This window comes from Amycolatopsis antarctica (assembly GCF_002262875.1).
GTDB lineage: Bacteria > Actinomycetota > Actinomycetes > Mycobacteriales > Pseudonocardiaceae > Amycolatopsis > Amycolatopsis antarctica.
The window spans coordinates 1-24,621 of sequence record NZ_NKYE01000006.1; the positions used below are offsets into that span (position 1 = coordinate 1).

Annotated in this window: 15 protein-coding genes, 1 tRNA gene and 1 pseudogene; 7 read left to right on the forward strand and 10 right to left on the reverse strand. The window is 70.5% G+C overall.

Translation table 11 applies throughout. The annotated features are described in order from the left end of the window. Positions 1 to 102 (forward strand): annotated as a pseudogene (locus CFN78_RS11370) (IS5/IS1182 family transposase); the annotation flags it as partial. 362 nt (positions 103 to 464) lie between these two features. On the opposite strand, the gene CFN78_RS11375 reads toward CFN78_RS11370, so the two are convergent. Beyond that, positions 465 to 548, reverse strand: a tRNA-Leu gene (locus CFN78_RS11375). A gap of 101 nt (positions 549 to 649) precedes the next feature. Between CFN78_RS11375 and CFN78_RS11380 the strand changes: the two genes are divergently transcribed. Beyond that, positions 650 to 1,987 carry a M20/M25/M40 family metallo-hydrolase gene (locus CFN78_RS11380; RefSeq protein WP_240519399.1) on the forward strand — a complete coding sequence of 446 codons (1,338 nt, stop codon included), beginning with the start codon at positions 650 to 652 and terminating at the stop codon, positions 1,985 to 1,987. Positions 1,988 to 2,022: 35 nt separating this feature from the next. Here the strand turns inward: CFN78_RS11380 and CFN78_RS11385 are convergent, their stop codons facing one another. The 3 genes from CFN78_RS11385 to CFN78_RS11395 are packed head-to-tail and all read right to left on the reverse strand — an operon-like array spanning position 2,023 to position 4,328. Then, entirely contained in the window at positions 2,023 to 2,268 is a 246-nt protein-coding gene (locus CFN78_RS11385) for a DUF5703 family protein (protein WP_094862725.1), read from the reverse strand. Further along, positions 2,265 to 3,320: a YncE family protein gene (locus CFN78_RS11390; RefSeq protein WP_094862726.1), complete on the reverse strand. Its 1,056-nt coding sequence runs from the start codon at positions 3,318 to 3,320 to the stop codon at positions 2,265 to 2,267. Before CFN78_RS11390 ends, CFN78_RS11385 begins: the two co-directional genes overlap by 4 nt. A 42-nt stretch (positions 3,321 to 3,362) precedes the next feature. After that, complete coding sequence (locus tag CFN78_RS11395) at positions 3,363 to 4,328, reverse strand: aldo/keto reductase (RefSeq protein ID WP_165777527.1); 966 nt, start codon at positions 4,326 to 4,328, stop codon at positions 3,363 to 3,365. Between the two features lie 215 nt (positions 4,329 to 4,543). On the opposite strand from CFN78_RS11395, the gene CFN78_RS11400 reads away from it, so the two are divergent. From CFN78_RS11400 to CFN78_RS11415, 4 genes are all read left to right on the forward strand, one after another. Further along, entirely contained in the window at positions 4,544 to 5,590 is a 1,047-nt protein-coding gene (locus tag CFN78_RS11400; RefSeq protein WP_094862952.1) for an LLM class F420-dependent oxidoreductase, read from the forward strand. A gap of 1 nt (position 5,591) precedes the next feature. Beyond that, positions 5,592 to 6,428, forward strand: coding sequence for an undecaprenyl-diphosphate phosphatase (locus tag CFN78_RS11405; protein ID WP_094862727.1), 837 nt, complete (start codon positions 5,592 to 5,594; stop codon positions 6,426 to 6,428). Between the two features lie 55 nt (positions 6,429 to 6,483). Next, the gene (locus tag CFN78_RS11410) at positions 6,484 to 7,203 is read left to right on the forward strand and encodes a histidine phosphatase family protein (RefSeq protein ID WP_094862728.1); all 720 of its coding nucleotides are present in this window, start codon (positions 6,484 to 6,486) and stop codon (positions 7,201 to 7,203) included. 205 nt (positions 7,204 to 7,408) lie between these two features. Further along, positions 7,409 to 9,460, forward strand: a complete 2,052-nt coding sequence (locus CFN78_RS11415; protein WP_094862953.1) for a M3 family metallopeptidase — start codon at positions 7,409 to 7,411, stop codon at positions 9,458 to 9,460. Positions 9,461 to 9,557: 97 nt separating this feature from the next. On the opposite strand, the gene CFN78_RS11420 is transcribed toward CFN78_RS11415, so the two are convergent. The 6 genes from CFN78_RS11420 to CFN78_RS11445 form a co-directional block, all read right to left on the reverse strand. Beyond that, positions 9,558 to 10,547: a malate dehydrogenase gene (locus tag CFN78_RS11420; RefSeq protein ID WP_094862729.1), complete on the reverse strand. Its 990-nt coding sequence runs from the start codon at positions 10,545 to 10,547 to the stop codon at positions 9,558 to 9,560. Positions 10,548 to 10,667: 120 nt separating this feature from the next. Beyond that, entirely contained in the window at positions 10,668 to 12,731 is a 2,064-nt protein-coding gene (locus CFN78_RS11425; RefSeq protein ID WP_094862730.1) for an FUSC family protein, read from the reverse strand. Then, positions 12,728 to 15,979, reverse strand: coding sequence for a GH92 family glycosyl hydrolase (locus CFN78_RS11430; RefSeq protein ID WP_094862731.1), 3,252 nt, complete (start codon positions 15,977 to 15,979; stop codon positions 12,728 to 12,730). Before CFN78_RS11430 ends, CFN78_RS11425 begins: the two co-directional genes overlap by 4 nt. A 63-nt stretch (positions 15,980 to 16,042) precedes the next feature. Beyond that, positions 16,043 to 20,335, reverse strand: a complete 4,293-nt coding sequence (locus CFN78_RS11435; RefSeq protein ID WP_094862732.1) for a GH92 family glycosyl hydrolase — start codon at positions 20,333 to 20,335, stop codon at positions 16,043 to 16,045. Positions 20,336 to 20,517: 182 nt separating this feature from the next. Continuing rightward, positions 20,518 to 21,831 carry a M20/M25/M40 family metallo-hydrolase gene (locus CFN78_RS11440; RefSeq protein WP_094862733.1) on the reverse strand — a complete coding sequence of 438 codons (1,314 nt, stop codon included), beginning with the start codon at positions 21,829 to 21,831 and terminating at the stop codon, positions 20,518 to 20,520. Continuing rightward, positions 21,824 to 22,651: a M55 family metallopeptidase gene (locus tag CFN78_RS11445; RefSeq protein ID WP_094862954.1), complete on the reverse strand. Its 828-nt coding sequence runs from the start codon at positions 22,649 to 22,651 to the stop codon at positions 21,824 to 21,826. The genes CFN78_RS11440 and CFN78_RS11445 overlap by 8 nt, the downstream gene beginning before the upstream one ends. A 159-nt stretch (positions 22,652 to 22,810) precedes the next feature. Here CFN78_RS11445 and CFN78_RS11450 point away from each other — a divergent pair, with 159 nt between their 5' ends. Then, entirely contained in the window at positions 22,811 to 24,589 is a 1,779-nt protein-coding gene (locus CFN78_RS11450; RefSeq protein ID WP_094862955.1) for an ABC transporter substrate-binding protein, read from the forward strand. Positions 24,590 to 24,621: the final 32 nt, after the last annotated feature.

Below are 24,621 nucleotides of genomic sequence, written 5' to 3' on the forward strand. Positions count from 1 at the left end.
ATCCGATTGATGGCCGCACGGCTAGCAGGCGAAAACGTCGAACCTCACGGCCCCATCGAGACCGAGGCAGCCCAACGCCTAGCAGACGACCTCACACCCTGACCACCAAGGTTTCACCACACCCTCTAAGGCGCGGCTCGCTGATGCCGAGGCACGAGTGCGGTGGCATCAAGCGGCGATCGCGGCGGGTGTCGACCTGGCTGCCGTCGTCGATGCCATCAATGACGCGCAAACCGAACGGGAGCCGCTCGGGCTGAGCTGGCGAGCATGCCCACGGCGCGCACGATCGGAAGAATCGAGGTGTATGCGATGGTCGACTCGCTGGGCGATGTTGGCGCAGCGCTAGCCTAGGCGAACTCGGAGCGGCACGCGCCGTTATACGACAAGCTCGGGGCCGAATTGCGGTACGAACACGAAGAAGCGGCCGTCGATGTGACGACCGCTTCGCGTGTGGTTAGCGAGTGTGTCCGAGGGGGGACTTGAACCCCCACGCCCGTTAAGGGCACTAGCACCTCAAGCTAGCGCGTCTGCCATTCCGCCACTCGGACTTGCTGGGACATAGAGTAACGGATCCCTGATCGGTCGTTCACCGGGGGGTGTCGCGGGTCGACGGGCTGAACGGGTGGCGTCGGGGTGGTAGGAATGCCGGGTGAGCGAAGCGACCGAGAACCATGACTCTGCCCTGGACACCGCCTGTGCCGAGGCGGTCACGCTGACCAGCGACCTGATCCGCATCGACAGCACCAACACGGGCGATCCGGACACGGTGGTGGGGGAGCGGGCCGCCGCGGAGTACGTCGCCGAGAAGCTGACCGATGTGGGCTACGAGATCGCCTACGTGGAGTCCGGCGGAAAGAACCGGCACAACGTGATCGCCCGTCTGGAGGGCGCCGACCGTAGCCGGGGTGCCCTGCTGATCCACGGCCACCTCGACGTCGTGCCCGCCGACCCGGCCGAATGGTCGGTGCACCCCTTCTCCGGCGCTGTCCAGGACGACTACGTGTGGGGTCGGGGCGCGGTCGACATGAAGGACATGGTGGGCATGACGCTGGCGATCGCCCGCCACTACAAGCGGAACAGCATCGTCCCGCCCCGCGACATCGTCTTCGCCTTCCTCGCCGACGAGGAGGCCGGCGGCCAGTACGGCGCGCAGTGGCTGGTCGACAACCGCCCCGAACTGTTCGAGGGCGTCACCGAGGCGATCAGCGAGGTCGGCGGCTTCTCCATCACGCTGAAGGACGGCGTGCGCGCCTACCTGATCGAGACCGCCGAGAAGGGCATCCGCTGGATGAAGCTGCGCGTGCGCGGCACCGCGGGTCACGGCTCGATGATCCACAACGACAACGCCGTCACCAAGCTCTCGGAGGCGGTGGCCCGCCTTGGTAATCACCGGTTCCCGCTGGTGCTCACCGACTCCGTCCGCGAGTTCCTGGCCGGGGTCACCGAGATCACCGGCTGGGATTTCCCGGAGGACGACATCGACGGCGCCGTCGCGAAACTGGGCAACATCTCGCGGATGATCGGTGCGACCCTGCGCGACACCGCGAACCCGACGATGCTCACCGCCGGGTACAAGTCGAACGTCATCCCCTCCGTGGCCGAGGCGGCCGTCGACTGCCGCGTGCTCCCCGGCCGGGTCGAAGCTTTCGACAGGGAGATCGCCGACATCCTCGGCCCGGACATCGAACGCGAATGGATGGAACTCCCGCCTGTCGAGACCACCTTCGACGGTGCCCTCGTCGACGCCATGACGGCGTCCGTGCTGGCCGAGGACCCCGGCGCCAAGACCCTGCCGTACATGCTCTCCGGCGGCACCGATGCGAAGGCCTTCCAGAAGCTGGGCATTCGCAACTTCGGCTTCTCCCCGCTGCGATTGCCCGCCGACCTCGACTTCTCCGCCCTGTTCCACGGTGTGGACGAGCGGGTACCGGTCGACGCGCTCAAGTTCGGCACCCGGGTGCTGGATCGTTTCGTCCGCAGCGCGTGACGGCCCGGTGACACCCTTCCGCGCGGCGGGGCGGCCTAGGTGATCAATTCTGGCAGCCCCGCCGCGGCGAGTTGCCTGCGCCTGCGCAGCCAGATCCGCCGCGTTCCGTCCGGGTAGAGCCGGACGTTCGACAGCTCCCACCCGGTGAACTCGGCGTTGATGGAGAGCTGGGTCGCTGCCGACAGGCGGGAGATGCCCGGTGGCAGGCGCAGCCTCCGGTACTCCCACTTGTCGTCGTGATGAGACCCGTCCACCGCCCCGTCGCCTTCCACGTCACTCATGGTGCGATCACCTGAATCCCCTCTCCGGTGGCGGAACCGACCATGACCTGACCACTCCCGGCGTCGACAGTCACCGTGTCCGGCTGGCGGACCGTGGGGAACCGGAACCGCTCCACCGGCTCGCCACCGCCCACATCGAACCCGACGACCTCGTTGCGTTCGGTGAGCGTCACCCACGCCAGGTCGCGGCGCTCGTCGTAGGCGATGCCGTACGGCCCGCCGGGCACCGGGTACCGCTGCCGCAGCAGTAGCGGGTCGGCGGAGAAGGCGAGCAGTGCACCCGCCCGCGCGTCGGTGACCAGCACCCGCGCGTGCCTGTCGACGACGGCGTTGGCAGCCCCGTCGCCCGCCCGCAGACCCTCGTTGACCGTGCCCGCGTCCAGATCGACGTCGAACAGCGCGGTCCGCAACCGGTCCAGTACCACCGTTCGCCCACCGGGGGTGAACACGTCGTCGGCGCTGTACAGCTGCCCGGTGACGGACTTCGACACGCGATCGCCGTCGAGCACGTCGACCGCCTTGCGGTCGCGTACCGACACCAGTGTCCGGTCGCCGGTCGCCGCCGTGCCGGATGGCTGTCCGGCTACCGGCACGGTGCTCAGCGCACCGTCGCCGGCGCTGATCCGAGCCAGGGCGCCCGCGCCCGGCAACGCCGCCAGGAAGCCCTCGCCGGTGGCGTCGAGGGAGTCCGCCCGCCCCGGCAGCGGCACCGAACGCGGGGGAGCGGACAGCTCGTCCAGTGGGTACAGCAGCATCGCGGGCGGACCGTCAACGGCGACACCGAGGGTCCTGCTGCCGGGGTGGACCGCCATCGCGGTGGCCGCACCCGCGGCGAGAACCGTGCCGCCGGGCGGGGTCGCGACGGGAGGGGCGGCGGCCGGGGCGACCGCCACCGGGTCGGCGACGAGCTGCAGATCGTCGCCCCCGCCCTGTTCGCCGGCACACGCGGTGACGGTCAGCGCGCAGGCGAGCGGGATCGCGAGCAGAGCAGCGGCGCGCCCTCGCACAGTGGTGCCTCCGGTGGTCCTGCGGTGTTCGGTCGCTTCCAGCATCCCCCAGGATCCCCGAGCCGTCACGTGGATGTCACCCGCGGCTCATTTCGGCCATCGCTCCGGGTAGCCGAAATCGATGCCGCTCACGTCGTCGAGGGCGGCCTTGATCGCGGGTGGCAGGGTGATCTCGTCGGCAGCCAGGGAGCCGGTGAGCTGACCGGTGTCACGGGCGCCGACGACCGGCGCGACGACTCCCGGCCGGTCCCGGACCCAGGCAAGGGCGACGACAAGAGGCGAGGTGCCGAGACCGTCGGCCGCCGTGGCGACGGCCTCGACGATGCGAGCCGCCCGGTCGGTGCGGTGCTGCTCGACGTAACCGGCGTAGGTGCCGGAGGCGCCGCGCGAGTCGGCGGGCGTGCCGGAGCGGTACTTTCCGGTGAGCACGCCGCGGCCGAGCGGCGCCCATGGCAGCAGTCCGATCCCGTGGTGCGCGGCGGCGGGGACGACCTCGCGTTCCACACCTCGCTGCACGAGCGAGTACTCGACCTGGCTGGACACGATCGGATTCGTGGTGCGCGAGGCCGCCGCCGTCGCGAGCTGCCAGCCGGAGTAGTTGGACACGCCCACATAGCGGACTTTGCCGCTGCCGACGGCGAAGTCCAGCGCCGCAAGGGTTTCCTCGATCGGTACGGTGCCGTCCCAGGCGTGAAGCTGCCACAGGTCGACGTGGTCCACGCCGAGCCTGCGCAGCGAACCGTCCAAAGCGGACAGCAGGGCGCCACGCGAGGCGCCGCCACCGAAGGGCCCCTCGGTCCGGCGCGCCACCGCTTTCGTGGCCAGCACGACATCGTCCCGCGGAACCAGGTCGCCGAGCAGGGATCCGAGCACCCGTTCGCTCTCGCCCTCGCCGTAGATGTCGGCGGTGTCGACGAGTGTTCCGCCGGCGTCGATGAACGCCACGAGCTGACTGGCGGCCTCCTCGGGATCGGTATCCGTGCCCCAGGACATCGTGCCGAGGGCCATTCGGGACACGCGCAGTCCCGACCGCCCGAGCCGTCGCTGTTCCATGCCCAAACACTAGACGGGCGCGCAGCGCCTCCATTGAGGGTGGTGGTGGGTGACGGTGTGGGCTAGACGGGCGCGCAGCGCCTCCATTGAGGGTGGTGGTGGGTGACGGTGTGGGCTAGACGGGTGCGCAGCGTCTCGGTTGAGGGTGGTGGTGGGTGACGGTGCGGGGATGGCGGGTGCGGAGCGTCCGGGGCTCCCCGTTAGTGTCGGCGTCCGTGCGATTGGGACTGAATCTCGGATACTGGGGCGCGGGTAACGACGCGTCGAATCTGGCGCTCGCCAGGCATGCGGACACCCTGGGCTTTTCCGTGGTGTGGGTGGCCGAGGCGTACGGCTCGGACGCTCCGACGGTGCTGTCCTGGATCGCCGCGCAGACCACCTCGGTGGACGTCGGCAGCGCGGTGTTCCAGATCCCGGCCCGGACGCCCGCGACGACGGCGATGACCGCCGCGACACTGGACACCCTGTCCGGTGGCCGGTTCCGGCTGGGCCTGGGCGTGTCGGGGCCGCAGGTGTCCGAGGGCTGGCACGGCGTGCGTTTCGACAAGCCGCTCGGCCGGACGAGGGAGTACGTGGACGTGGTCCGGATGGCGCTGCGCCGCGAGCGGGTGCGCTACGAGGGCGAGCACTTTCGGCTCCCGCTGCCGGACGGACCCGGCAAGGCACTGGCACTGACGGTGCATCCGGTCCGGGAGCACATTCCCACCTATCTCGCGGCGATCGGGCCGAAGAACCTGGAACTGACCGGGGAGATCGCGGACGGCTGGCTGCCGGTCTTCTACTCGCCGGAGCACGCGCACGAGCAGCTCGGCCATGTGCGGGCGGGCGCGGACAGGGCGGGACGTTCACTGGACGGCTTCGACGTGGCGCCGACGGTGCCGCTGGTGGTGGGCGAGGACTGGCGCGCCTGCGCCGACGCGGTCCGCGCGTACGCGGCCCTGTACCTGGGTGGAATGGGCAGCAGGGACAACAACTTCTACAACCGGCTGGCGGCCCGGATGGGTTTTGAGAAAGAGGCCGCGCAGGTGCAGGAGAAGTACCTCGCCAGGGACTACGCGGGCGCGATGAGCGCGGTGCCGCTGGAGTTCGTGGACGCGACCTCGCTGCTGGGACCGAAGGAGCGGATCGCGCAGCGGTTGTCGGCGCTGGCCGAGTCCGGCGTCACCACGGTCAATGTCGCGATGCACGGAGCCTCGGAGGAGGCGGGCATGGCCTCGCTGCGTACCGCGGTCGAGGCACTGGAACTGGCGGGGGTCGCCTGAGATGGGCTGGTTCGAAGCGATCGTTCTCGGTGTGGTGCAGGGACTCACCGAGTTCCTGCCGATCTCGTCCAGCGCGCACCTGCGGGTGACGGCGGCGCTGGCGGGCTGGGGTGATCCGGGTGCCGCGTTCACGGCGGTCACCCAGATCGGCACCGAGCTGGCGGTGGTCCTGTTCTTCGCGCAGAAGATCGGCCGCATCCTGGTGGCCTGGTTCTTCTCACTGTACAAAAAGGACTGGCGCGGTCATCCGGATGCGCGGATGGGCTGGCTCATCATCCTCGGTTCGCTGCCGATCGTGCTGCTGGGCCTGCTGTTCCAGGACATGATCGACAGCGCGTTCCGCGACCTGCGGATCACCGCGACGATGCTGATCGTGTTCGGCCTGCTGCTCTGGTACGCCGACCGGTACGGCAAGCAGGATCGCGATCTCGACCATCTGAACGTCCGGCACGGGCTGGGCTACGGGTTCGCGCAGGCACTCGCGCTGATTCCCGGCGTCTCCCGGTCCGGCGGCACGATCACGGCGGGCAGGCTGCTCGGCTACAAGCGTACCGAGGCCGCCGAGTACGCGTTCCTGCTGGCGGTGCCGGCGGTGTTCGGTTCGGGTATCTACAAGCTCACCGACATCGGTGGCGAGGGCAGCCCGGCCTGGGGTCCGACGATCGTCGCGACGGTGGTGGCGTTCGGTGTCGGCTACGCGGTGATCGCCTGGCTGATGAACTACATCAAGAAGAAGAGTTTCCTGCCCTTCGTGATCTACCGGATCGCCCTCGGCGTGTTGCTGTTCGTGCTGGTGTTCACCGGTGTTCTCGACCCGGACGAGGGGCCGGTCGGCTGAACGGCGGAAATGCCGGATCCGTGCCCCGGCCGCGCTGACCATCTAGGGTGACGGTGTGAGCACGGTGATCTTGCTGCGGCACGGACGCTCCACGGCGAACGGCAGGGGGGTGCTGGCCGGGCGCGCCCCCAAGGTGGCGCTCGACGACACCGGCCGCGACCAGGCGCGGGAACTGGTGCGCAGGCTGGCCGGGGTGCCACTGGCCGAGCTGGTCGTCTCGCCGATGCTGCGCTGCAAGCAGACCGTCGCGCCGCTGGTGGCCGAACGGGAGCTTCCGCGCACGGTGGAGCCCCGGCTGTCCGAAGTGGATTACGGGGAGTGGACCGGGCGGGAGATCCGCACGCTGGTGAAGGAACCGCTGTGGCGTGTGGTGCAGGCGCATCCGTCGGCGGCGGTGTTCCCCGGTGGTGAGGGCCTCGCCGCGATGCAGGCGCGCGCCGTCGCGGCGATACGGGAGCACGATGCCCGGATCACCGCCGAGCACGGTGACCACGCCGTATGGGTGGCGTGCAGCCACGGCGACGTGATCAAGTCGCTGCTGGCCGACGCGCTCGGCCAGCATCTCGATGCGTTCCAGCGGATCGTCGTGGATCCGGCGTCGATCTCGGTGATCCGCTATACCGAGACGCGCCCGTTCCTGCTGCGTACCAACGACCACGGCGGTGACCTCGCCGGGATCGTGCCCCCGCCGCCGAAAGCGAAGCGCCGCAAGAGATCCGCGGCGCCGAACGCCTCGGCCAGCGACGCCGTTCCCGGCGGCGACACCGGTCGTTAGCCGTGTTCGAGCAGGACGTCGCGCCGCTCTTCTGTGCGTTCGAGGTTCTCGTCCGGACGGAATGACCGCATCCGCGTCCTGTGGCCGGTACGTGGCCGCGGATCGTGGTTCGAGTCCTGGTCCACCTGCCGCGCGGGCGTGAGAAGTAGGGTTGGCCGGTGCCCGCGGTTCGCGGTGCGTGGACGAGGACGAGGAGCGCGATCCGATGATCTCGGCGGACAATCCGTTGGCGGTACCGAGCGAACTTCCCTACGAGTTGCCGCCGTTCGACCGCATCGCCGACGAGCACTACCTGCCCGCGTTCGAGGCAGGCATCGAGGAGCAGTCCGCGGAGGTCAGGACGATCGCGGACTCCGCCGAGCCGCCGACCTTCGAGAACACCATCGTGGCGCTGGAGCGTTCCGGCAGACTGCTGGAACGCACGTCCTCGACCTTCTTCAACCTCACCTCGTCGAACGTGACGCCGGTGCTGCGTCAGGTGCAGGCGACGGTCGCTCCGCGGCTGGCGGCCCACTCGGACGCCATCCATCTGGACGCGGCGCTCTTCGCGCGGGTGCGGGCACTGTTCGAACGCCGGGACGAGCTGGGCCTGGACGCCGAGTCGGTCCGCCTGCTCGAGCGGTACCATCGCGACTTCCAGCGGGCCGGCGCCGACCTCTCGGCGGCGGACCAGGCGCGGTTGCGCACGGTGAACGAGGAACTGTCCACCCTCAGCACGACGTTCCAGGACAACCTGCTCTCCGACACCAACGAGCTGGCCGTGCTGGTCGACTCCGCGGAGGAGCTCGCCGGGCTGTCCGAGGACGCCATCGCGGCCGCCGCGCAGGCCGCGACCTCACGCGGCGAGGACGGTCGTTACCTGCTGAGCCTCGTGCTGCCGACCGGGCAGCCCTCGCTCGGTTCGCTGCGCGACCGCGCGCTGCGCGAGCGGCTGTTCACCGCGTCGAACGAACGCGGGAAGCGGGGCAACGGCAACGACAACTCCGAGGTGCTCGCCCGGGTCGCGAGCCTGCGCGCCGAGCGGGCCCGCCTGCTGGGTTTCGAGAACCACGCCGCGTACGTGATCGCGGACGAGACCGCGGGCGAGGCGTCCGTGGCCACCGAGATGCTGCACCGGCTGGCACCGGCGGCGGTGGCCAACGCGCAGACGGAAGCGGTCGAGCTGCAGGAGCGGATCGACGCCGAGGGGGCGGGAATCGAGCTGCGTCCATGGGACTGGGCGTTCTACGCGGACCGCGTCCGCAGCGAGCGGTTCGACATCGACTCCTCGGCGCTGCGCCCCTACTTCGAACTGGAACGGGTACTGGTCGACGGCATCTTCCACGCCGCCACCCTGCTCTACGGGATCACCTTCACCGAACGCCACGACCTGCCCACCTATCACCCGCAGGTCCGGGTGTTCGAGGTGTTCGAGGCCGACGGCTCTCCGCTGGGACTGTTCCTCGGCGACTACTACACCCGCGAGGCCAAGCGCGGCGGCGCGTGGATGAGCAACTACGTGGACCAGTCCCGCCTGCTCGGCCGCAGGCCCGTGGTGGTGAACAACCTGAACATCACCCGCCCGCCGGAGGGTGAGCCGACGCTGATGACCTTCGACGAGGTCACCACGGCGTTCCACGAGTTCGGTCACGCGCTGCACGGCCTGCTCTCCGACGTCGAGTACCCGACGTTCTCCGGGGCGAACGTGCCGCGCGATTTCGTGGAGTTCCCCTCGCAGGTCAACGAGATGTGGTCGCTGTGGCCGGAGGTGCTGAGCCACTACGCCCGTCACCACCGCACCGGTGAGCGGCTGCCCCGGGAACTGGTGGACCGGCTGCTGGCCTCACAGCTCTACGGCGAAGGCTTCCGCACCACCGAGTATCTCGGTGCCGCCCTGCTGGACCAGGCGTGGCACAGCCTGGCACCGGGGGAGCGGGTGGACGACGTTCAGCGCTTCGAGGCGGAGGCGCTGGCCAAGGCGGGGGTGTCGGTGGCGGCGATTCCGCCCCGCTATCGGAGCACGTACTTCGCGCACATCTTCAGCGGGGGTTACAGCGCCGGCTACTACTCCTACATCTGGAGTGAGGTCCTCGACGCGGACACCGTCGAATGGTTCACCGAGAACGGCGGGCTGCGCAGGGAGAACGGCGACCGGTTCCGCCGGGAGCTGCTCGGCCGCGGCGGCGGCGTCGATCCGATGGAGGCGTTCCGGAACTTCCGTGGCCGCGACCCGAGGATCGAACCCCTGCTGGCACGCCGTGGCCTGACCGGCGCCTGAGCGCCCGGGCGGCTGACGGCGCGGGGCCCCCGGCGAGATGCTCGCCGGGGGCCCCGCGTGGCCGGCCGCCGGAGCGGGCCGATGTGGACGGTGCGGCTCAGATGAGGCCGAGCGCGCGCACGGCGTCGCGCTCCTCGGTGAGCTCCTGCACGGAGGCGTCGATGCGGGCGCGGGAGAACTCGTCGATCTCCAGGCCCTGGACGATCCGGTACTCGCCACCGGAACAGGTGACCGGGAACGAGGAGATGATGCCCTCGGGCACGCCGTAGGACCCGTCGGACGGGATCGCCATGGAGGTCCAGTCGCCCTCGGCGGTGCCGTTGACCCAGGTGTGGACATGGTCGATGGCCGCGCCCGCGGCCGAGGCCGCCGAGGACGCGCCGCGGGCCTCGATGATGGCGGCGCCGCGCTTGGCGACGGTCGGGATGAACTCGTCGGCCAGCCACGCCTGGTCGTTCACGGCTTCGGCGGCGTTCTTGCCACCGACCTCGGCGTGGAAGATGTCCGGGTACTGGGTGGCGGAGTGGTTGCCCCAGATGGTCAGCTTGGTGATCTCGGAGACCGGGACGTCGAGCTTCTTCGACAGCTGGGCCAGCGCACGGTTGTGGTCCAGGCGCGTCATGGCGGTGAAGCGGCCCGCGGGCACGTCCGGCGCGTGCGACTGGGCGATGAGCGCGTTGGTGTTGGCCGGGTTGCCGACCACGAGGACCCGGATGTCGTCCGCGGCGCCCGCGTTGATCGCCTCGCCCTGCGGCTTGAAGATGCCACCGTTGGCTTCGAGCAGGTCACCGCGCTCCATGCCCTTGGCCCGGGGGCGGGCGCCGACCAGCAGTGCGACGTTGGCGCCGGAGAAGGCCTGCTTCGCGTCGTCGAAGATGTCGATCCCGGACAGCAGCGGGAACGCGCAGTCGTTCAGCTCCATCGCGGTGCCCTCGGCCGCCTTGACCGCCTGCGGGATCTCCAGCAGTCGCAGCCGCACCGGGGTGTCGGCGCCGAGAAGCTGGCCGGATGCGATGCGGAACAGCAGCGCGTAGCCGATCTGGCCGGCCGCGCCGGTGACGGTCACGTTGACAGGGGCTTGGGTCATGTCGAGGTCTCCAACAGCTGGGTCGATGCTTTGCGTGTAGGTCGGATGCTATCCGTCGCGACCTGGCCCCATCCGGTGTGTCGGGTCACGTCCGGCTGAACCGGTCGAGCGGGGCGTGCCTCAGGCGGTCGCGCCGAACGCACGGCCCAGTGCGACCACAGCGCCGTCGAGCTGCTCCAGGCCCGCCAGGACGGAGCGCTGCTGGGCGTCCGCGGCCGCGGCGGCGGGCGGCAGGCCGGACGGCGCGGCGAGTGAGCCGGCGACCGCCTCGCCGGGCGCGCGCACGGCCGTGAGCAGGACGTCCACCGCGGCGATGAGCCTGCCGCTGACCTCCCGCAGGCCGTGGTCGTCGGCGAGCAGGCCGGGCTGGGCGCGAGCGGCGACGTGCCGGGCCCGTAGCCCGATCGTCTCCAGCCCGGACAGCACGTACCAGCCGTAGTCACGACGCGAGCTGCTGACGTTGATCGGATGGGTGAGCGGTTCGACCGTGGTCCGGACCTGCGCGATCGACCGGTCGATGTCGCGGGAGAGCGCGATGATGCTGACGTTGTCCTTGCCGGACAACAGGACCGTCGCCTGGACCACGAACTCGCGCAGTTCCTCCAGGGTGGCCGCCACGTCGTCGAGCATCACCGACCTGGTGCGCACGGGAACGATGACGAACGCCGCCAGCATGCCCGCGACGGCGCCGACCGCCGTCTCCGCCAGCCGGATCCAGAGCACCTCGATGCTGAAGGTGCCGAGCAGGCTGTAGAGCAGGCCGAGCATGGTGGTGATGAAGAAGGCCATCACGGCCTGGGACACCCGGGACATGTAGACCATGCCGAACACGCACAGCAGGATCAGCACCAGCGTCGCCGGGACGTTGCCCGCCACCAGCAGGGCCGACACGACGCCGCCGAAGAGCCCGACGAGGGTCCCGCCTAGCCGTCGCGCACCCTTCACGAAGGTCGCGCCCGCCGTCGACGCGCCGACGAAGACGACGAACACCGTGAGCACCGCCCAGTACCACCGCTGCGGTGAGACGAGTTCGCCGCCGACGACCGCCAGGCCGCCGCCGACCACGGCCTGGATCGCGCTGCGGGTCTGGTTGTCGTAGGCGAACGCGCGGGTGGGCTCCTCGGGTTCCGCCTCCGGTTCCGGCTCGGTCTCGGCCGAGAGGTCGTGCTCGGCGATGCGCTGCGCGTTGACGTCGGCGACGGCGAGTTCCGCGATGGCGCGCCGAACCTGGTCGCCGGGGGCGGCCCGGTCGGCCAGCCTGCTGCCCTCGACGAGCATCCGGCTGAACTCCTCGGTGGCGCTGATCAGCGGCAGGTCGCGCGGATCGCGTTCGATCAGCGAGCGCAGCCGGTGCAGGTCGGCGACCAGCGCCGACCGGGTGTCCGCGGGCAGCGCCTCCTCGGCCGCCTGCCGGACGCTGCCGGTGAGACCCTGTACCGCCAATTCCACCTCGATGGCGCGACGTCGCAGTCTCCCGGCCGAGGCCGGGCCCACGACGTCCTCGGCGGTGTCCTCGATCAGCAGCACGCACTCGTGCAGGCGGGTGACGGCCCGGTCGAGCGCGGTCGTGCTGGGGTCCTCGCTGCGGCTGGCGAGGTGACCGGCGGCGGTGCGCACGACGGCGGCGAGCCGGGCCCGGAACGCGACCCGGACCCGCAGCAGCTCCTGTTCCGGCCGCCGGGGCAGCAGCAGGAACCGGACCAGTGCGCTGCTGAGCACACCGATCACCAGCGCCAGCAGCAGTGTGGGTACCTGCGCGAGCCTGGTCTGCAGAAACATGGCGAAGAAGAACAGGAAGAACGCGATCGAGCCGAGCGCCGTGCCCCTGGGCCCGAAGCGTTGCGCGTACACCGCGACGAAGATCAGCAGGACGAACACGATGCTGTCCAGCGGCGGTACCTCGGTACCGAGACTGGCCGCGGTCAGCGCGACCGCGCCGGTCAGCGCACCGAGCAGCATCGTGACCGCCTGGTCGCGCGGCTCCGGGTCGCTGACGGCGAACGCGGCCAGCATGGCACCGATCGCGCCGACGATCGTCGTGGTCAGCGGCAGGCCGAACGGCAGCAGCGCCAGCACCGCGATCGCGATGCCGGCCACGGCCGAGACACCGAGGCGCAGGCGGACGAAACCCGGGTCGGAGGCGAGGAAGCGGTCACGCAGACCGGACCACAGACGTGCGATCACTGCGGCGTCCCGGCGAGCAGTTCCCACTGGGCGAGGCGCAGGCGCCTGCCGCGGACCGCGGTGACCCGCAGGCGGTAGTGTGGAAAGCTCGCGGGTTCCGGCAGCGAGAACGGGCGCGTCTGCCTGCGCCAGCGGAACCGCTGGCCCTGCCGCCGGTCCAGCACCGACCAGGCGACGCCGTCGGCGGAGCCCTCCAGAGTCCAGTCGGCGGGGTCGCCACCCCGGGCACCGGAGGTCAGCGTGTAGCGCAGGACCGGTCGCGGTTCTTCGTCCACCGTGTACCCGATCGTCGCCGTCGAGCCCGGCAGCACCGCCTCGGTGCGGGTGGAGTCGTCGGTGAGCTCGGGGATCTCGCCGCCGGGACCGTGGGCACGGCCGCGCAGGTCGGTCGCCGGGGCGGGCCGCGTTCCGGCCGCGGTCACCGACGGCGGCTCCAGGCCCGGTGCGGCCCCCCAGCCGGAGGGCTCGGTGGACAGGGTGAACTCCAGGACCGCACCGCCGGCCAGCCGATCGTGCGGCAGCCACGGGCGGTCCCAGGCGGTACCGTCCACGGTGAGCCCCGCGACGTGAACACCCTCGCCGCGAGCCCGGACGACGAGTGCGCGCTCACCCGGCAGCCGAACCGTCACCTCGCGGAACAGTGGCGAGCCGACCGCGTAGCCCGGGTTGCCCGGGGCGAGCGGGTAGAGGCCGAGCGCGGCGAACACGTACCAGGCGGACATCTCGCCGTTGTCCTCGTCGCCCGGGTACCCCTGGCCGATCTCGCCGCCCACGTACAGCCGCCGCAGCACCTCGCGGACGATGCGCTGGGCAGCGGCGGGGTCGCCGGCGTGCAGGTACATCCACGGGATGTGGTGCGAGGGCTGGTTCGAGTGCCCGTACTGGCCGAGCCGCACGTCCCTGGCCTCGGTCATCTCGTGGATCACGCCGCCGTACCCGCCGGGCGCGCGTCCCGTCTCCGGGGTGGCGAAGAACGTGTCCAATGTGGACCGCAATCCGGTGCGTCCGCCATGCAGGGCGGCGAGTCCGGCCCCGTCGTGCGGCGCGCTGAACGCCGTGTTCCAGCCGTTGGTCTCGGTGTAGTCGCCACCCCAGGCCGCCGGATCGAAAGCATCCGGTGCCGAGCGCCAGGAGCCGTCCCGGTGGCGTCCGCGGAAGAAACCGGTCGCCGGATCGAAATGGTGGACGTAGTGCAGGGCCCGGTCGCCGAAGTACGCGGCGTTGTCGGCGTACTCGGCGCGGCGCGGATCACCGGGTGCGCACCGTTCGTGCAGCGCGCGGGACCAGGCGGCCAGGCCGAAGTCGTTGACGCAGCCCTCCAGCGTCCAGGACAGGCCCTCCCCGGTCGAGGCGGGCGTGTAACCGAGGAAGATCGACTCGCTGATCCCCTTGCGCCCCACGCGTTTCGACGGCGGGGTGACCGTGGCGTTGCGCAGCGCCGAGTCGTAGGCGGAAGCGACGTCGAAGTTCCGCACACCGCGCAGGTACGCGTCGGCCAGCACGACGTCGGAACTGGTACCGGTCATCAGGTCGGCGTAACCGGGGGAGGACCAGCGCGAGATCCACCCACCCTCCCGGTACTGCTGCACGAATCCGTCGAGCAGTTCGCCGCAGCGGCGCGGGGCGAGCAGCGCGTAGGCGGGCCAGCAGGTGCGGTAGGTGTCCCAGAAACCGTTGTTGACGAACAGTTCCCCGTCCACGACCGGCGCCCCGGTGCGCCTGCGGGTGCTCGGCCGGAGACCGCGCCGGACCGGGCTGGCATGGCGTACCCGCGGGCTGCCGGGCGGGCCGGTGTCCTCGTGCGCGGAGTTCGGGTACAGGAACAGCCGGTACAGGTTCGAGTAGAACGTGCGGAGCTGGTCCTCGGTGGCACCGACGATCTCCACCGCTCCGAGCAGTTCCTGCCACGCCGCGCGGGCACGGTCGCGGGCCTGTTCGAAGGTGGTCCCATCCGGAGCCTCGCGTTCGAGGTTGCGGCGGGCCTGCTCGGCGCTGATCAGCGAGGTCGCCAGGCGCAGGGTGACGGTGGGGGCGTCGAAGGTCAGCGTTCCGGTCACCGTCCTCCACCACGGCCTCCGGACCCGGCCGCCGCCGGTGGGACGCGCGTCGACGCGGGCGTGCACGTACATCCGCCGCGCCCCGGTGGAGAGCCGGCTGCGTACCCAGGTGTGCCCGGTGACCACGCCCCGCCGCGGATCCACTCGCAGACCGCCGCGATTGCGCGCGTTGTCGAACAGCAGCCGCCCGCCGGGGCCGGGAAAGGTGAAGCGCAGCACCGCGGCGTGGTCGGTCGGAGCGATGTCCACGGCGATACCGCAGGCAAACCGCACGCCGTAGTGATGCGGCAGGTCCGTCTCGTCCTCGTGCGAGAACGTCAGCGCCCGCTCGGCCCTGCCGGTGGTCAGCCCGCCCATGCCAGGCATCACCTGGAAGGTGTGCCGGTCACCCATCCACGGGCTCGGCTGGTGGCTCACCGCGAACGCCTGCAGCGCCGGGACGTTCCGCTCGTCCGAGCCGCGGTGGTACTCGTAGAGCCAGTCGAGAGCCCCCGCGTTCGTCACCGGTGTGAGGAAGTGGAAACCCTGCGGTACGGCCGTCGCCGGAAAGGTGCCACCGCGGGAGAAATCCCGGCTGGAGTGGCTTCCCCGGGTGGTACGGACCCAGTCGACCTGGTCGCGGCCGCCCCGGCGAGCGTGATCGCCGATCCGCAGATCGTCGATCCAGCCGCGCACGGACGGTCCCTCACCGGGCGTTTCGTTCTCGGGCGGAGCCGTGACCAGGACGATCGCGGTGATCCTCCGTCCCCGTGCGTGGTCCCCGAGCCGGCAGCGGACCAGGTTCCACTGATCGAGGTACAAGGTCTTCGCGGTGCCCTGCCCTGCCGCCTCGCAGGGCGCCCCGTACTGGTCCGGCACGATGGAGTCGGAGAGCCGCCCCCCGTCGGCGAACTCCAGGTCGATGGCGACGAAAGTGCTGCGGTGACCGGGTTCCGCCGCCGATTCGGGGAACACGGCATAGGACAGTTCGGTGTCCGCGCCGATGTCGAGGCCGACCCGGAACAGGGTCGTGCGGGAGGCACCCGCCGCGGCGAAGCGCAGTGCGCGCGTGCCGGTGAACCCGGCGCCCGCCCTGGCGGCGAGCGGCCGCTCCGGTCCCGCTCCGACCGTCACGCCGGCGTCCGCGAGGGGGAGCGGGTCACCGGTTTCGAACGAGGTGAAGAACCCGGTCGAGTCGGCGGTGCGCGGCATGCCGCCACGGTAATCGGTCGCGGCCGCGGCGGCCCGGCCACCGTCCGGCGGCCGGGCACACCCCTAGCCCGTGCAGCCGCCGCTCACCGGGCCGCGCACCTGGTTGCCCAGCCCACGGTCGACGGCGGCGGGTTCGTTGCCCGCGCAGTTCAGCGGCCCGTCGATCGTGTTGGCGGCGATCACCGGGCCCTTGCTCCCGGTGACGTTCACCGGACCGTGGATCCGGTTCGTCTCCAGTGCCACCGTGCCGGACGCGGAGGTGACCGAGACGGGCCCGGTGACCTCGACCCGGGACAGCGCCACCGTGCCGGCGCCGTCCGCGGTCACCGGCCCGCTGATCGAGCCACCGCGGGCGATCAGATCGGCCCCGCCGGACACCGAGACCGGACCGCGGACCGCCGCGTCCCGCAGGCAGGTGGTGCCCTCGGTGACGCGCAGCGGGCCGTTCCGCTCACCGGTGACCGTGTCGGTGCACGCCGGCGCGTTCTTGCCGAGGAACTCGACCTCCGCGAGCACCGCCGGACCGCCGGTAGGCGTCACCCGGTAGTAGGTGTAGTTGCCCGGGGCGGCGACCGTGAACGCCCGTGTCTGCTGCCGCCAGGCGAAGGCCTCCCCGGAGCGCTCGTCGACCGTGGCCCAGTTCTGGCCGTCGTAGGAACCCTGCACCAGCCAGCCGGACGGTTCGCCCGCGCCCTTCGGCGAGGTCAGCGTGTAGTGGCTGACCGGGTCGCCGGGCTCGGTGAGCTGGTACTGCACCCACGGGGTCTCGCCGTCCACCGCCGCCTCGGTGGCGGAGCTGTTGTCGAACACGGCACCGACGTCGGCCCCGTCCGCGGAGGTCGCCGTGCCTTTGCCGGGTCCGGTGACGTCCCGCAGCGGCGCGGGGGGAGCGTCGCCCTCGGTGATGGAGGGCAGCACGTCATCCTCGCCGGTGCCCCAGTTCGACGGGGCCGGGCCCATGTCGAAGTCGAGCACGGCGCCGTCGGCGAGCACCTCGTGCGGCAGTGAGGTGGAGGTGTGCTCCTGTCCGTCGATCCGCAGCCCCTGCACGTAGACGTTCTCCGCGCTGTTCTCCGGGGCGTTGATCACCACGTCCTTGCCGCCCGGCAGGTGGATGGTGGCCTTGGTGAACAGCGGTGAGCCGATCGCGTACTCGGCGGCCCCCATTCGCAGCGGATAGAAGCCCAGCGCGCTGAACACGTACCAGGCGGACATCTCGCCGTTGTCCTCGTCGCCGGCGTATCCCTGGCCGAGTTCGCTGCCCAGGTACAGCCGGGACAGCGCTTCCCGCACCTTCTCCTGGGTCTTGGCGGGCTGCCCGGCATAGTCGTACATGTACGGGATGTGGTGCGAGGGCTGGTTGGAGTGGCCGTACTGGCCCATCCGCACGTCGCGGGCCTCCCGCATCTCGTGGATCACGCCGCCGTAGGAGCCGGGGAAACCGGCCGTCTCCGGCGTGGCGAAGAACTCGTCCAGCTTGTCCCCGAGTTGCTGCCGTCCGCCGTAGAGGTTGGCCAGGCCCTGGCCGTCCTGCGGCACGGTGAACGCCATGTTCCAGCCGTTGGTCTCGGTGTAGTCGTGACCCCACACCCTCGGGTCGTACTCGCCCGAGGGCACGCGCCACGTCCCCTCCTCGTCCTTGCCCTGGAAGAACCCGGCTTCCGGGTCGAAGGTGTTGACGTAGTTCTGGGCGCGCTCGGTGAAGTACTCGTAGTTGGTCAGGTACTCCTGCTTGCGCGGATGCCCGTCCGGTGCCTCGTCGTGCAGCTTCTTCGACATGCTCGCGATGCCGAAGTCGTTGACGTATCCCTCCAGCGCCCAGGACATGCCCTCCTCGGTGGAGGTCGGCGTGTAGCCGAGGAAGATCGAGCTGTCGATTCCCTTGCGCCCCACGCTCTCGTCCGGGGGTGTCACCGTCGCGTTCTTGATCGCCGCGTCGTAGGCGGCCTCGACGTCGAAGTTCCCGACGCCCTTGAGGTAGGCGTCGGCGAACGCGACATCGGAACTGGTACCCACCATCAGGTTCGCGTAGCCGGGGGAGGACCAGCGGGAGACCCAGCCGCCGTCGCGGTACTGCTGCACGAAACCGTCGATCATCTTCCCGGCCTGTTCCGGATCGAACAGCGCGTACGCGGGCCAGGTGGTGCGGAAGGTGTCCCAGAAACCGTTGTTGACGAACATCTCCCCGTCGACGACTGCCGAGCCGGTCTGTGTCGGCGTGTCCTCGCCCGCCTTCGGCGACACCGGGCTGGCGTAGCGCATCACCGGCGCCTGTGCGGTGCCGACGTTCTCGTGTCCGGCGTTGGGGTAGAGGAACAACCGGTACAGGTTCGAGTAGAGGGTGGTGAGCTGGTCGGCGCTCGCGCCCTCCACCTCGATCACGCCGAGCGTGTCGTTCCACCTCGACTTCGCGTCCGCACGCACGCTCTCCAGCGTCGACTCCGGCGCCAGTTCCAGTTCGAGGTTCTTCCGCGCCTGCTCCACCGAGATCAGCGAGGTCGCGATCCGCATGTTGACGGTGCGCGATTCCCCCGCGTCGAACCGTAGGTAGCCGCGAACGTCGTCGCGTTCCTCGCCGGGCAGCATCTCGCCGGTGGTGGCGGGACGGTCGAAGGTCGCGTACACGAACATCCGGCCCGCTCCCGCGGACAGCCCGCTCTTGACGTCGGAGAACCCGGACATGGTGCCGGTGGCCGGATCCAGCGTCAGTCCGCCCTCGTTCGACACGTTGTCGAAGATCAGGCTCGTGTCGTCGCCGGGGAAGGTGAACCGGAACATCGCCGCGTGATCGGTCGGGGCGATGTCGGTGCGTACCCCGTTGTCGAACTCGACGCCGTAGTGGTGCGCGGTCGCGGTCTCCTTGTCGTGGGAGAACGGCAGTGCGCGGGCGTCCCGGTTGCCGTCGGGGACTCCCTCGGCCGCCGAGGGCATCACCTGGAACGTCTGCCGGTCACCCATCCACGGGCTCGGCTCGTGACTGACGGCGAACGCCTCCAGCTCGGGCCGGTTCGCTTCGTTGTTGGCCTCGTGGAAGTCGTAGAGCCAGCTCGTCGACCCGGCGTCGGTGACCGGAGTCCAGAAGTTGAACCCGTGCGGCACGGCCGTGGCGGGAAAGTTGTTGCCACGGGAGAACGTGCTGTTGGCGTGCGTGCCGCGGGTGGTCAGCACGTGATCGGCGGGTGTGGCCGCGGGATCGGCCGGAGCGGCCGCGCCGATCCGGACGTCGTCGATCCACCCCTTGAGCGAGCCCGGCCCGGCCGGGTTGTCGTAGGCGACGAGGATCCGGTCGACGGTCTTGCCCGCCGCGACCACACCCAGGCCGGATCGCACCAGGTTCCACTGGTTGACCGACAGGGACTTCGCGGCGCCCTGGCCCGCCGGGGAGAGCTCGAAGCCGTACTGGTCGGACGCGCCGAGCTCGCTGAGATAACTGCCGTCGGTGAACGCCAGATCGACGGAGACGTTGGTGCTGGGGTACTTCAGGTCCTCGCCGACGAACTCCGGCATCACCGTGTACGACAGCTCGCTGTCCGCGGCGACGGGCAGGTCGACGTCGAAGACCTTGTTGTACGAGTAGCCGCGCCCCTGCTCGGTGTGCGTGCCGGAGTAGCGCAGCGCGTGCAGGCCGCTGTAGCCGGCGCGCGACTTGCTGGTGTACCCGGTCGCCGGGCCGGCCCCGGGTGCGCTGCGCATGTTCGGCGGCGGCGGGGGAGCGGGCGCGTCGTCGGCGAGCAGGACCTCGGCCAGTTGCAGCAGCGGCGCGCCGTGGTTGCGGGTGACGTCCACCCGGTAGAAGGCGAACGCCTCGGTGGCCGGGATCCGGAATTCCTTGGTCTCGCCGCGTTCGCCGAACGACTCGCCGGTGCGGGTGTCGATGTCGGTCCAGGTGCTGCCGTCCGTGGATCCGCGCAGTACCCAGTCCTGGGGGTCGCGTTCCGCCGCGTCGTTCGCGGAGGTGAGTGCGTAGCGGGTGATCGGGGTGGGCTCGCTGAGGCCGAACTGGGCCCAGCCCGCCGGTTCCTCGACGAGCCACTTCGAATCCGTGCTGCCGTCGACCAGGTTCGCCGCGACCTCACCGGAGGAGGTCTTCTCGCCGCTGGCGCTGATCTCGGTGACCTTGCCGCGGATGTCGCCGGGTACCGCCGTCGCGTCCGAACCGTCCACGCCGGACGCCTTGGCCGTACCGGAGGCGTCCGTGTCGACCGTGTCCACCCAGGCCGGTTCCGGCTCGCCCGGCTCGAAGGACGAGGCGAACCCGGCCGGTGCGGGCGCCGCGGCGACGGCCGGGGGGACCGCGGTCACGACGCCGGTGATCACGGCGGCCGACAGCAGAATCGAGGTGGCAGTGCGGGGCATCGTCGCTCCAGCCGGGTTCCGGTGACAGCACGCACCTGTCGGCACGCGCGCGCCACGGCCGCCGGCGTCGGTGCAGCGCACGGAAAGGGAAGCGTCGGCCTGACATCGTTGTCAACAGTTCCGCCGATTTCTGGCCGAAATCGGACAAGCCCGCACCGGAACGGCTCAGCGGCCGGGTGGACTCAGCAGTGGGTCAGGAAGTGCTCGACGACCCGGGTGCCGAAACGCAGGCCCTCCACCGGGACACGTTCGTCGACACCGTGGGCGAGCTGCCGGTAGGGAAAGCCCTCCGGCAGCCACAGCGGTGCGAAGCCGTAGCACTCGATTCCCAGCGGCGTGAACGCCTTCGCGTCGGTACCGCCGCCCATGCAGTAGGGCACGACGACGGCGTCCGGGTCCTCGGCGCGCAGTGCGCAGGCCATCGCGTCGAACCACGGCGAGTCCACGCTCGCCTGCACCGGCGGCTGGTGCGCGACGAACTCGCGCCGTACGTGCGGGCCCAGCAGTTCGTCCACCGCGGCGAGGAACTCGTCCTCCGTGCCCGGCAGCACCCGAGTGTCGACTTGGGCGTGCGCGGTGGACGGGATGACGTTCACCTTGTAGCCGGCGTCGAGCATCGTCGGTGTCGTGCTGTTGCGCACCGTCGAGTCGGCGAGCCCGGCCGCGGGCCCGAGCGCCGCCAGCGCCGCCAGCACACCGTCCGATGTGGACAGGTCCGGCGGTGTGCCGACCGCGGCGCCGGCTCGTTCCAGGAACGCACGGACCGCGGGTGTCAGCCGGACCGGCCACTCGTGTTCGGCGAGCCTGCGCAGTGCGGCGACGAGGCGGTTGACGGCGTTCTCCTCGTTGCGCCGCGAACCGTGGCCCGCGCGACCGTGTGCGGTGAGCCGCATGTGCGCGGTGCCGCGCTCGGCGGTGGCCACCGGGTACAGCCGCACGGTGCCGCCGTCGGTGGGAACGTGATAGGTGTATCCGCCGGACTCGCTGATGGCCACCTGGCAGCCCTCGAACAGGCCGGGATGGTGCTCGACCAGCCAGTGCGCGCCGTACTCGCCCCGATCCTCCTCGTCGGCGAGGAAGGCGAAGACGATGTCACGGCGCGGGGTTCGGCCGTCGCGGGTCATCGCGTGGATCGCCGCGAGCACCGTGGCGCAGAAGTCCTTCATGTCGACGGCCCCGCGACCCCACAGGCAGCCGTCGCGGATCTCACCGGAGAACGGCGGCACCGTCCACGCGGTGGCGTCGGCGGGGACCACGTCGAGATGGCCCTGGACGAGCAGGGCGGGCAGCGAGCGATCGGCACCTGCCATCCGGGCCACCACGCTGGCGCGCCCCGGCGCCGATTCGTACAACTCGGGCACCAGGCCCGCATCGGTGAGTAGTCCGGCGACGTACTCGGCGGCCGGGCGTTCGCCCTCGGCGTCGCCGTCGCCGCGGTTGGTGGTGTCGAAGCGCAGCAGTCGCGCGCAGAGTTCGACGACGTCCGGCTCAGCCATATTTCCCCTGTACCGCACCGCCCGCGATGGCGGTGACGATCTTGAACGCCTTCATCGCGCCGGTCATGTCCGGCGCGTCGAAACCGACCCGGCGCACGTCGATCTGCTCCACCGTCGGGATCACGGCCGTGGCCTGTGCGAGATGGCTGGCGTCGAACTCGACCTCGATCCGGTGCGGGACGTGGACGACCTCGACCGTCCCGGCCGCGGCCATCACCGTCTCGGCCGCCTCGGTCAGCAGCCGGGTCGTGCGCGCGGGTGGCAGGCAGATGGCGGCGTAGCGGCTCACGCAGGTCTTCACGGTCACCATGCCGGCCCCGGGCGCGTAGTCGGCGGCGTCCTCGCAGGCCTTGTCGTCGCCGGTCACCATCAGTACCGGAACCCCGTACTCCGCGGCCAGGGCGGCGTTGAGCCGTCCCTCGCTGGCCGGCACCCCGTCCAGCCAGACACCGGTGATCTGGTTCTCCAGGTAGGTGTGCGACAGGACGCCGTCGCTGCCGGCGCCCGCGTGGTAGCCGAGGAACACCAGCCCGTCGAGTCCGGAGTCGATGCCCTGCATCATCGACAGCGGCTTGTGCCGCCCGGTGAGCATCGTCGCCCGTTCGTCCAGATCCTCCAGCAGCAGGTTGCGCTGCGAGGAGTGCGCTTCGTTGACGAACACGTCCGTCGCCCCGCCGGCGTGCAGGCCGGCGACGGTCGCGTTGACGTCCCCGGTGAACATCCGGCGGAACCGCTGCCACTGCTCGGTTCCCGGCACGACGTCGTCGGTCCAGGTGACGCCGGTGGCGCCTTCCATGTCGGCAGAGACCATGATCCGCATGGCCGACACCGTAGCCGGTTAGTCACGGCTTGGCATTGACTATCGGCAATCGTTGACTTTACCGAGGGGTAAGTGGTTACTTTTCGGCTCTGGTCGGGAGTTCATCTGCAATTCGAGGTGGTCAAGGTGCTGTTCACCGAACGCGGGCGCGTGCGCGCCCTGGTCGCGGTCGCCGCGGCGGCAACGCTCGTGGCGGGGCCGTTCACCCCGGTCGCGCAGGCGCAGGACGGAACGGTCCTGCGCGTGGCGATGGTGCAGGAGATCGACCACCTGAATCCGTTCACCGCGATCATGGCCTCCAGCACGATGGTCGGCCGGATCAACTGGGAGTTCCTCACCCTGCCCTCGGCCGAGGACGCCACCCCGACCGGTGGCCTCGCGGAGAAGTGGGAGCCGTCCGCGGACAAGCTGAGCTGGACCTTCACCCTGCGCGAGGGCATGAAGTGGTCCGACGGCAAGCCGCTGACCGCCCGGGACGCCGCGTTCACCTTCAACCGGATGATGACCGACGAGAAGGCGGCCGAGGCGAACGGCAGCTACGTCGCGAACTTCGAGACGGTGACCGCGACCGACGACCGGACACTGGTGATCAAGACGAAGGAACCGCAGGCCAGCATGACGGCGCTGGACGTGCCGATCGTCCCGGAGCACATCTGGTCCGGGATCACCGACATGTCCGATCCGAGGACGGACACCGTCGAGGTGGCCGGGGTCGGCAGCGGGCCGTTCCAGATCACCGAGTACCGGCCGAACGAGGTCATCAAGATGAAGGCCAACCCGGAGTACTTCCGGGGCAAGGCCAAGGTCGACGAGGTGCAGTTCGTCCGCTACGAGAACGCGGACGCCGCCGTCAACGCGCTGCAGAACAAGGAAGTCGACCTGATCAACCGGCTCACGCCGACCCAGTTCGACGTGCTCAAGAACGCCGATGGGGTGACCACCAACCAGGCCGCGGGCCGCCGCTACAACGACCTGCTGATCAACCCCGGCGCGCAGAACGCCTCTCGCACGCCCATCGGAGACGGTCACCCCGCGCTGAAGGACGTCCGCGTCCGCAAGGCCATCGCCCGCTCCATCGACCCGAAGACCATCGTCGAGAAGGTCAGCGGCGGATACGGCGAACTGCCCGGCGGGATCATGCCCCCGCTCTACAAGGACTACCACTGGGAGCCGAGCCAGGCCGAGCGATACGACTTCGACCCGGCGGCGGCCAACGCCGCCCTCGACGAGGCCGGCTACCGGAAGGGCCCGGACGGTGTGCGCGCCGGCCCGGACGGCAGGCCGCTGACCCTGCGTATCACCGGCCGTACCAGTGAGGACTTCGACCTGCGCGTGGCCGACTACCTGGTCGGCTGGCTCGACGCGATCGGTATCAAGGGCGAGAAGCAGCTCGTCTCGGACAACGAGGTGGACGTGATCACCTCGGCGGGCAACTACGACCTCGCCATCTCCGGCTACGGCACCAACCCGGACCCCGACTACATCCTGTCCAAGCAGAGCTGCGGAAGTCTGCCTATCGAGTCGGGCAGCAGCAGCACCGCGACGTTCTTCTGCGACGACGAGTACGAGCGGCTCTACGCCGCGCAGGGCGCCGAGGTGGACCCGGTCAAACGCGCCGAGCTGGTGAAGCAGGCGCAGGCCCGCTTCTACGACCAGGTGCCCAGCGTGGTGCTGAGCTACGACAACGTGCTCGAGGCCTACAACTCCGAGAAGTTCGCCGAGTTCACCAAACAGCCCGTCGCCGACGGGCCGATCATGGAGCAGACCGGCTACTGGGGTTACTACGGCGCGGTACCCGCCGACGGCGCCGAGGGCGGCGACTCCGGGGGCGTGCCCACCGGCGTCTGGATCGGTGTCGGCGCGGTCGCGCTGGTCGCGGTTGCCGCGGGTGGCGTGGCGGTCGGCAAGCGCAAGCGCACCGCCGACGACGAGGAGTAGGAGTCCGACGACGTGACTGACGCGCTGACCAA

Excerpts from the sequence above, each read along its gene's own strand:
- CFN78_RS11405 (WP_094862727.1), top strand. The coding sequence starts at position 5,592 with ATGGGCTGGTTCGAAGCGATCGTTCTCGGTGTGGTGCAGGGACTCACC.
- CFN78_RS11420 (WP_094862729.1), bottom strand. The coding sequence starts at position 10,547 with ATGACCCAAGCCCCTGTCAACGTGACCGTCACCGGCGCGGCCGGCCAG.
- CFN78_RS11440 (WP_094862733.1), bottom strand. The coding sequence starts at position 21,831 with ATGGCTGAGCCGGACGTCGTCGAACTCTGCGCGCGACTGCTGCGCTTC.
- CFN78_RS11395 (WP_165777527.1), bottom strand. The coding sequence starts at position 4,328 with ATGGAACAGCGACGGCTCGGGCGGTCGGGACTGCGCGTGTCCCGAATG.
- CFN78_RS11390 (WP_094862726.1), bottom strand. The coding sequence starts at position 3,320 with ATGCTGGAAGCGACCGAACACCGCAGGACCACCGGAGGCACCACTGTG.
- CFN78_RS11445 (WP_094862954.1), bottom strand. The coding sequence starts at position 22,651 with ATGCGGATCATGGTCTCTGCCGACATGGAAGGCGCCACCGGCGTCACC.
- CFN78_RS11385 (WP_094862725.1), bottom strand. The coding sequence starts at position 2,268 with ATGAGTGACGTGGAAGGCGACGGGGCGGTGGACGGGTCTCATCACGAC.
- CFN78_RS11415 (WP_094862953.1), top strand. The coding sequence starts at position 7,409 with ATGATCTCGGCGGACAATCCGTTGGCGGTACCGAGCGAACTTCCCTAC.
- CFN78_RS11435 (WP_094862732.1), bottom strand. The coding sequence starts at position 20,335 with ATGCCCCGCACTGCCACCTCGATTCTGCTGTCGGCCGCCGTGATCACC.
- CFN78_RS11430 (WP_094862731.1), bottom strand. The coding sequence starts at position 15,979 with ATGCCGCGCACCGCCGACTCGACCGGGTTCTTCACCTCGTTCGAAACC.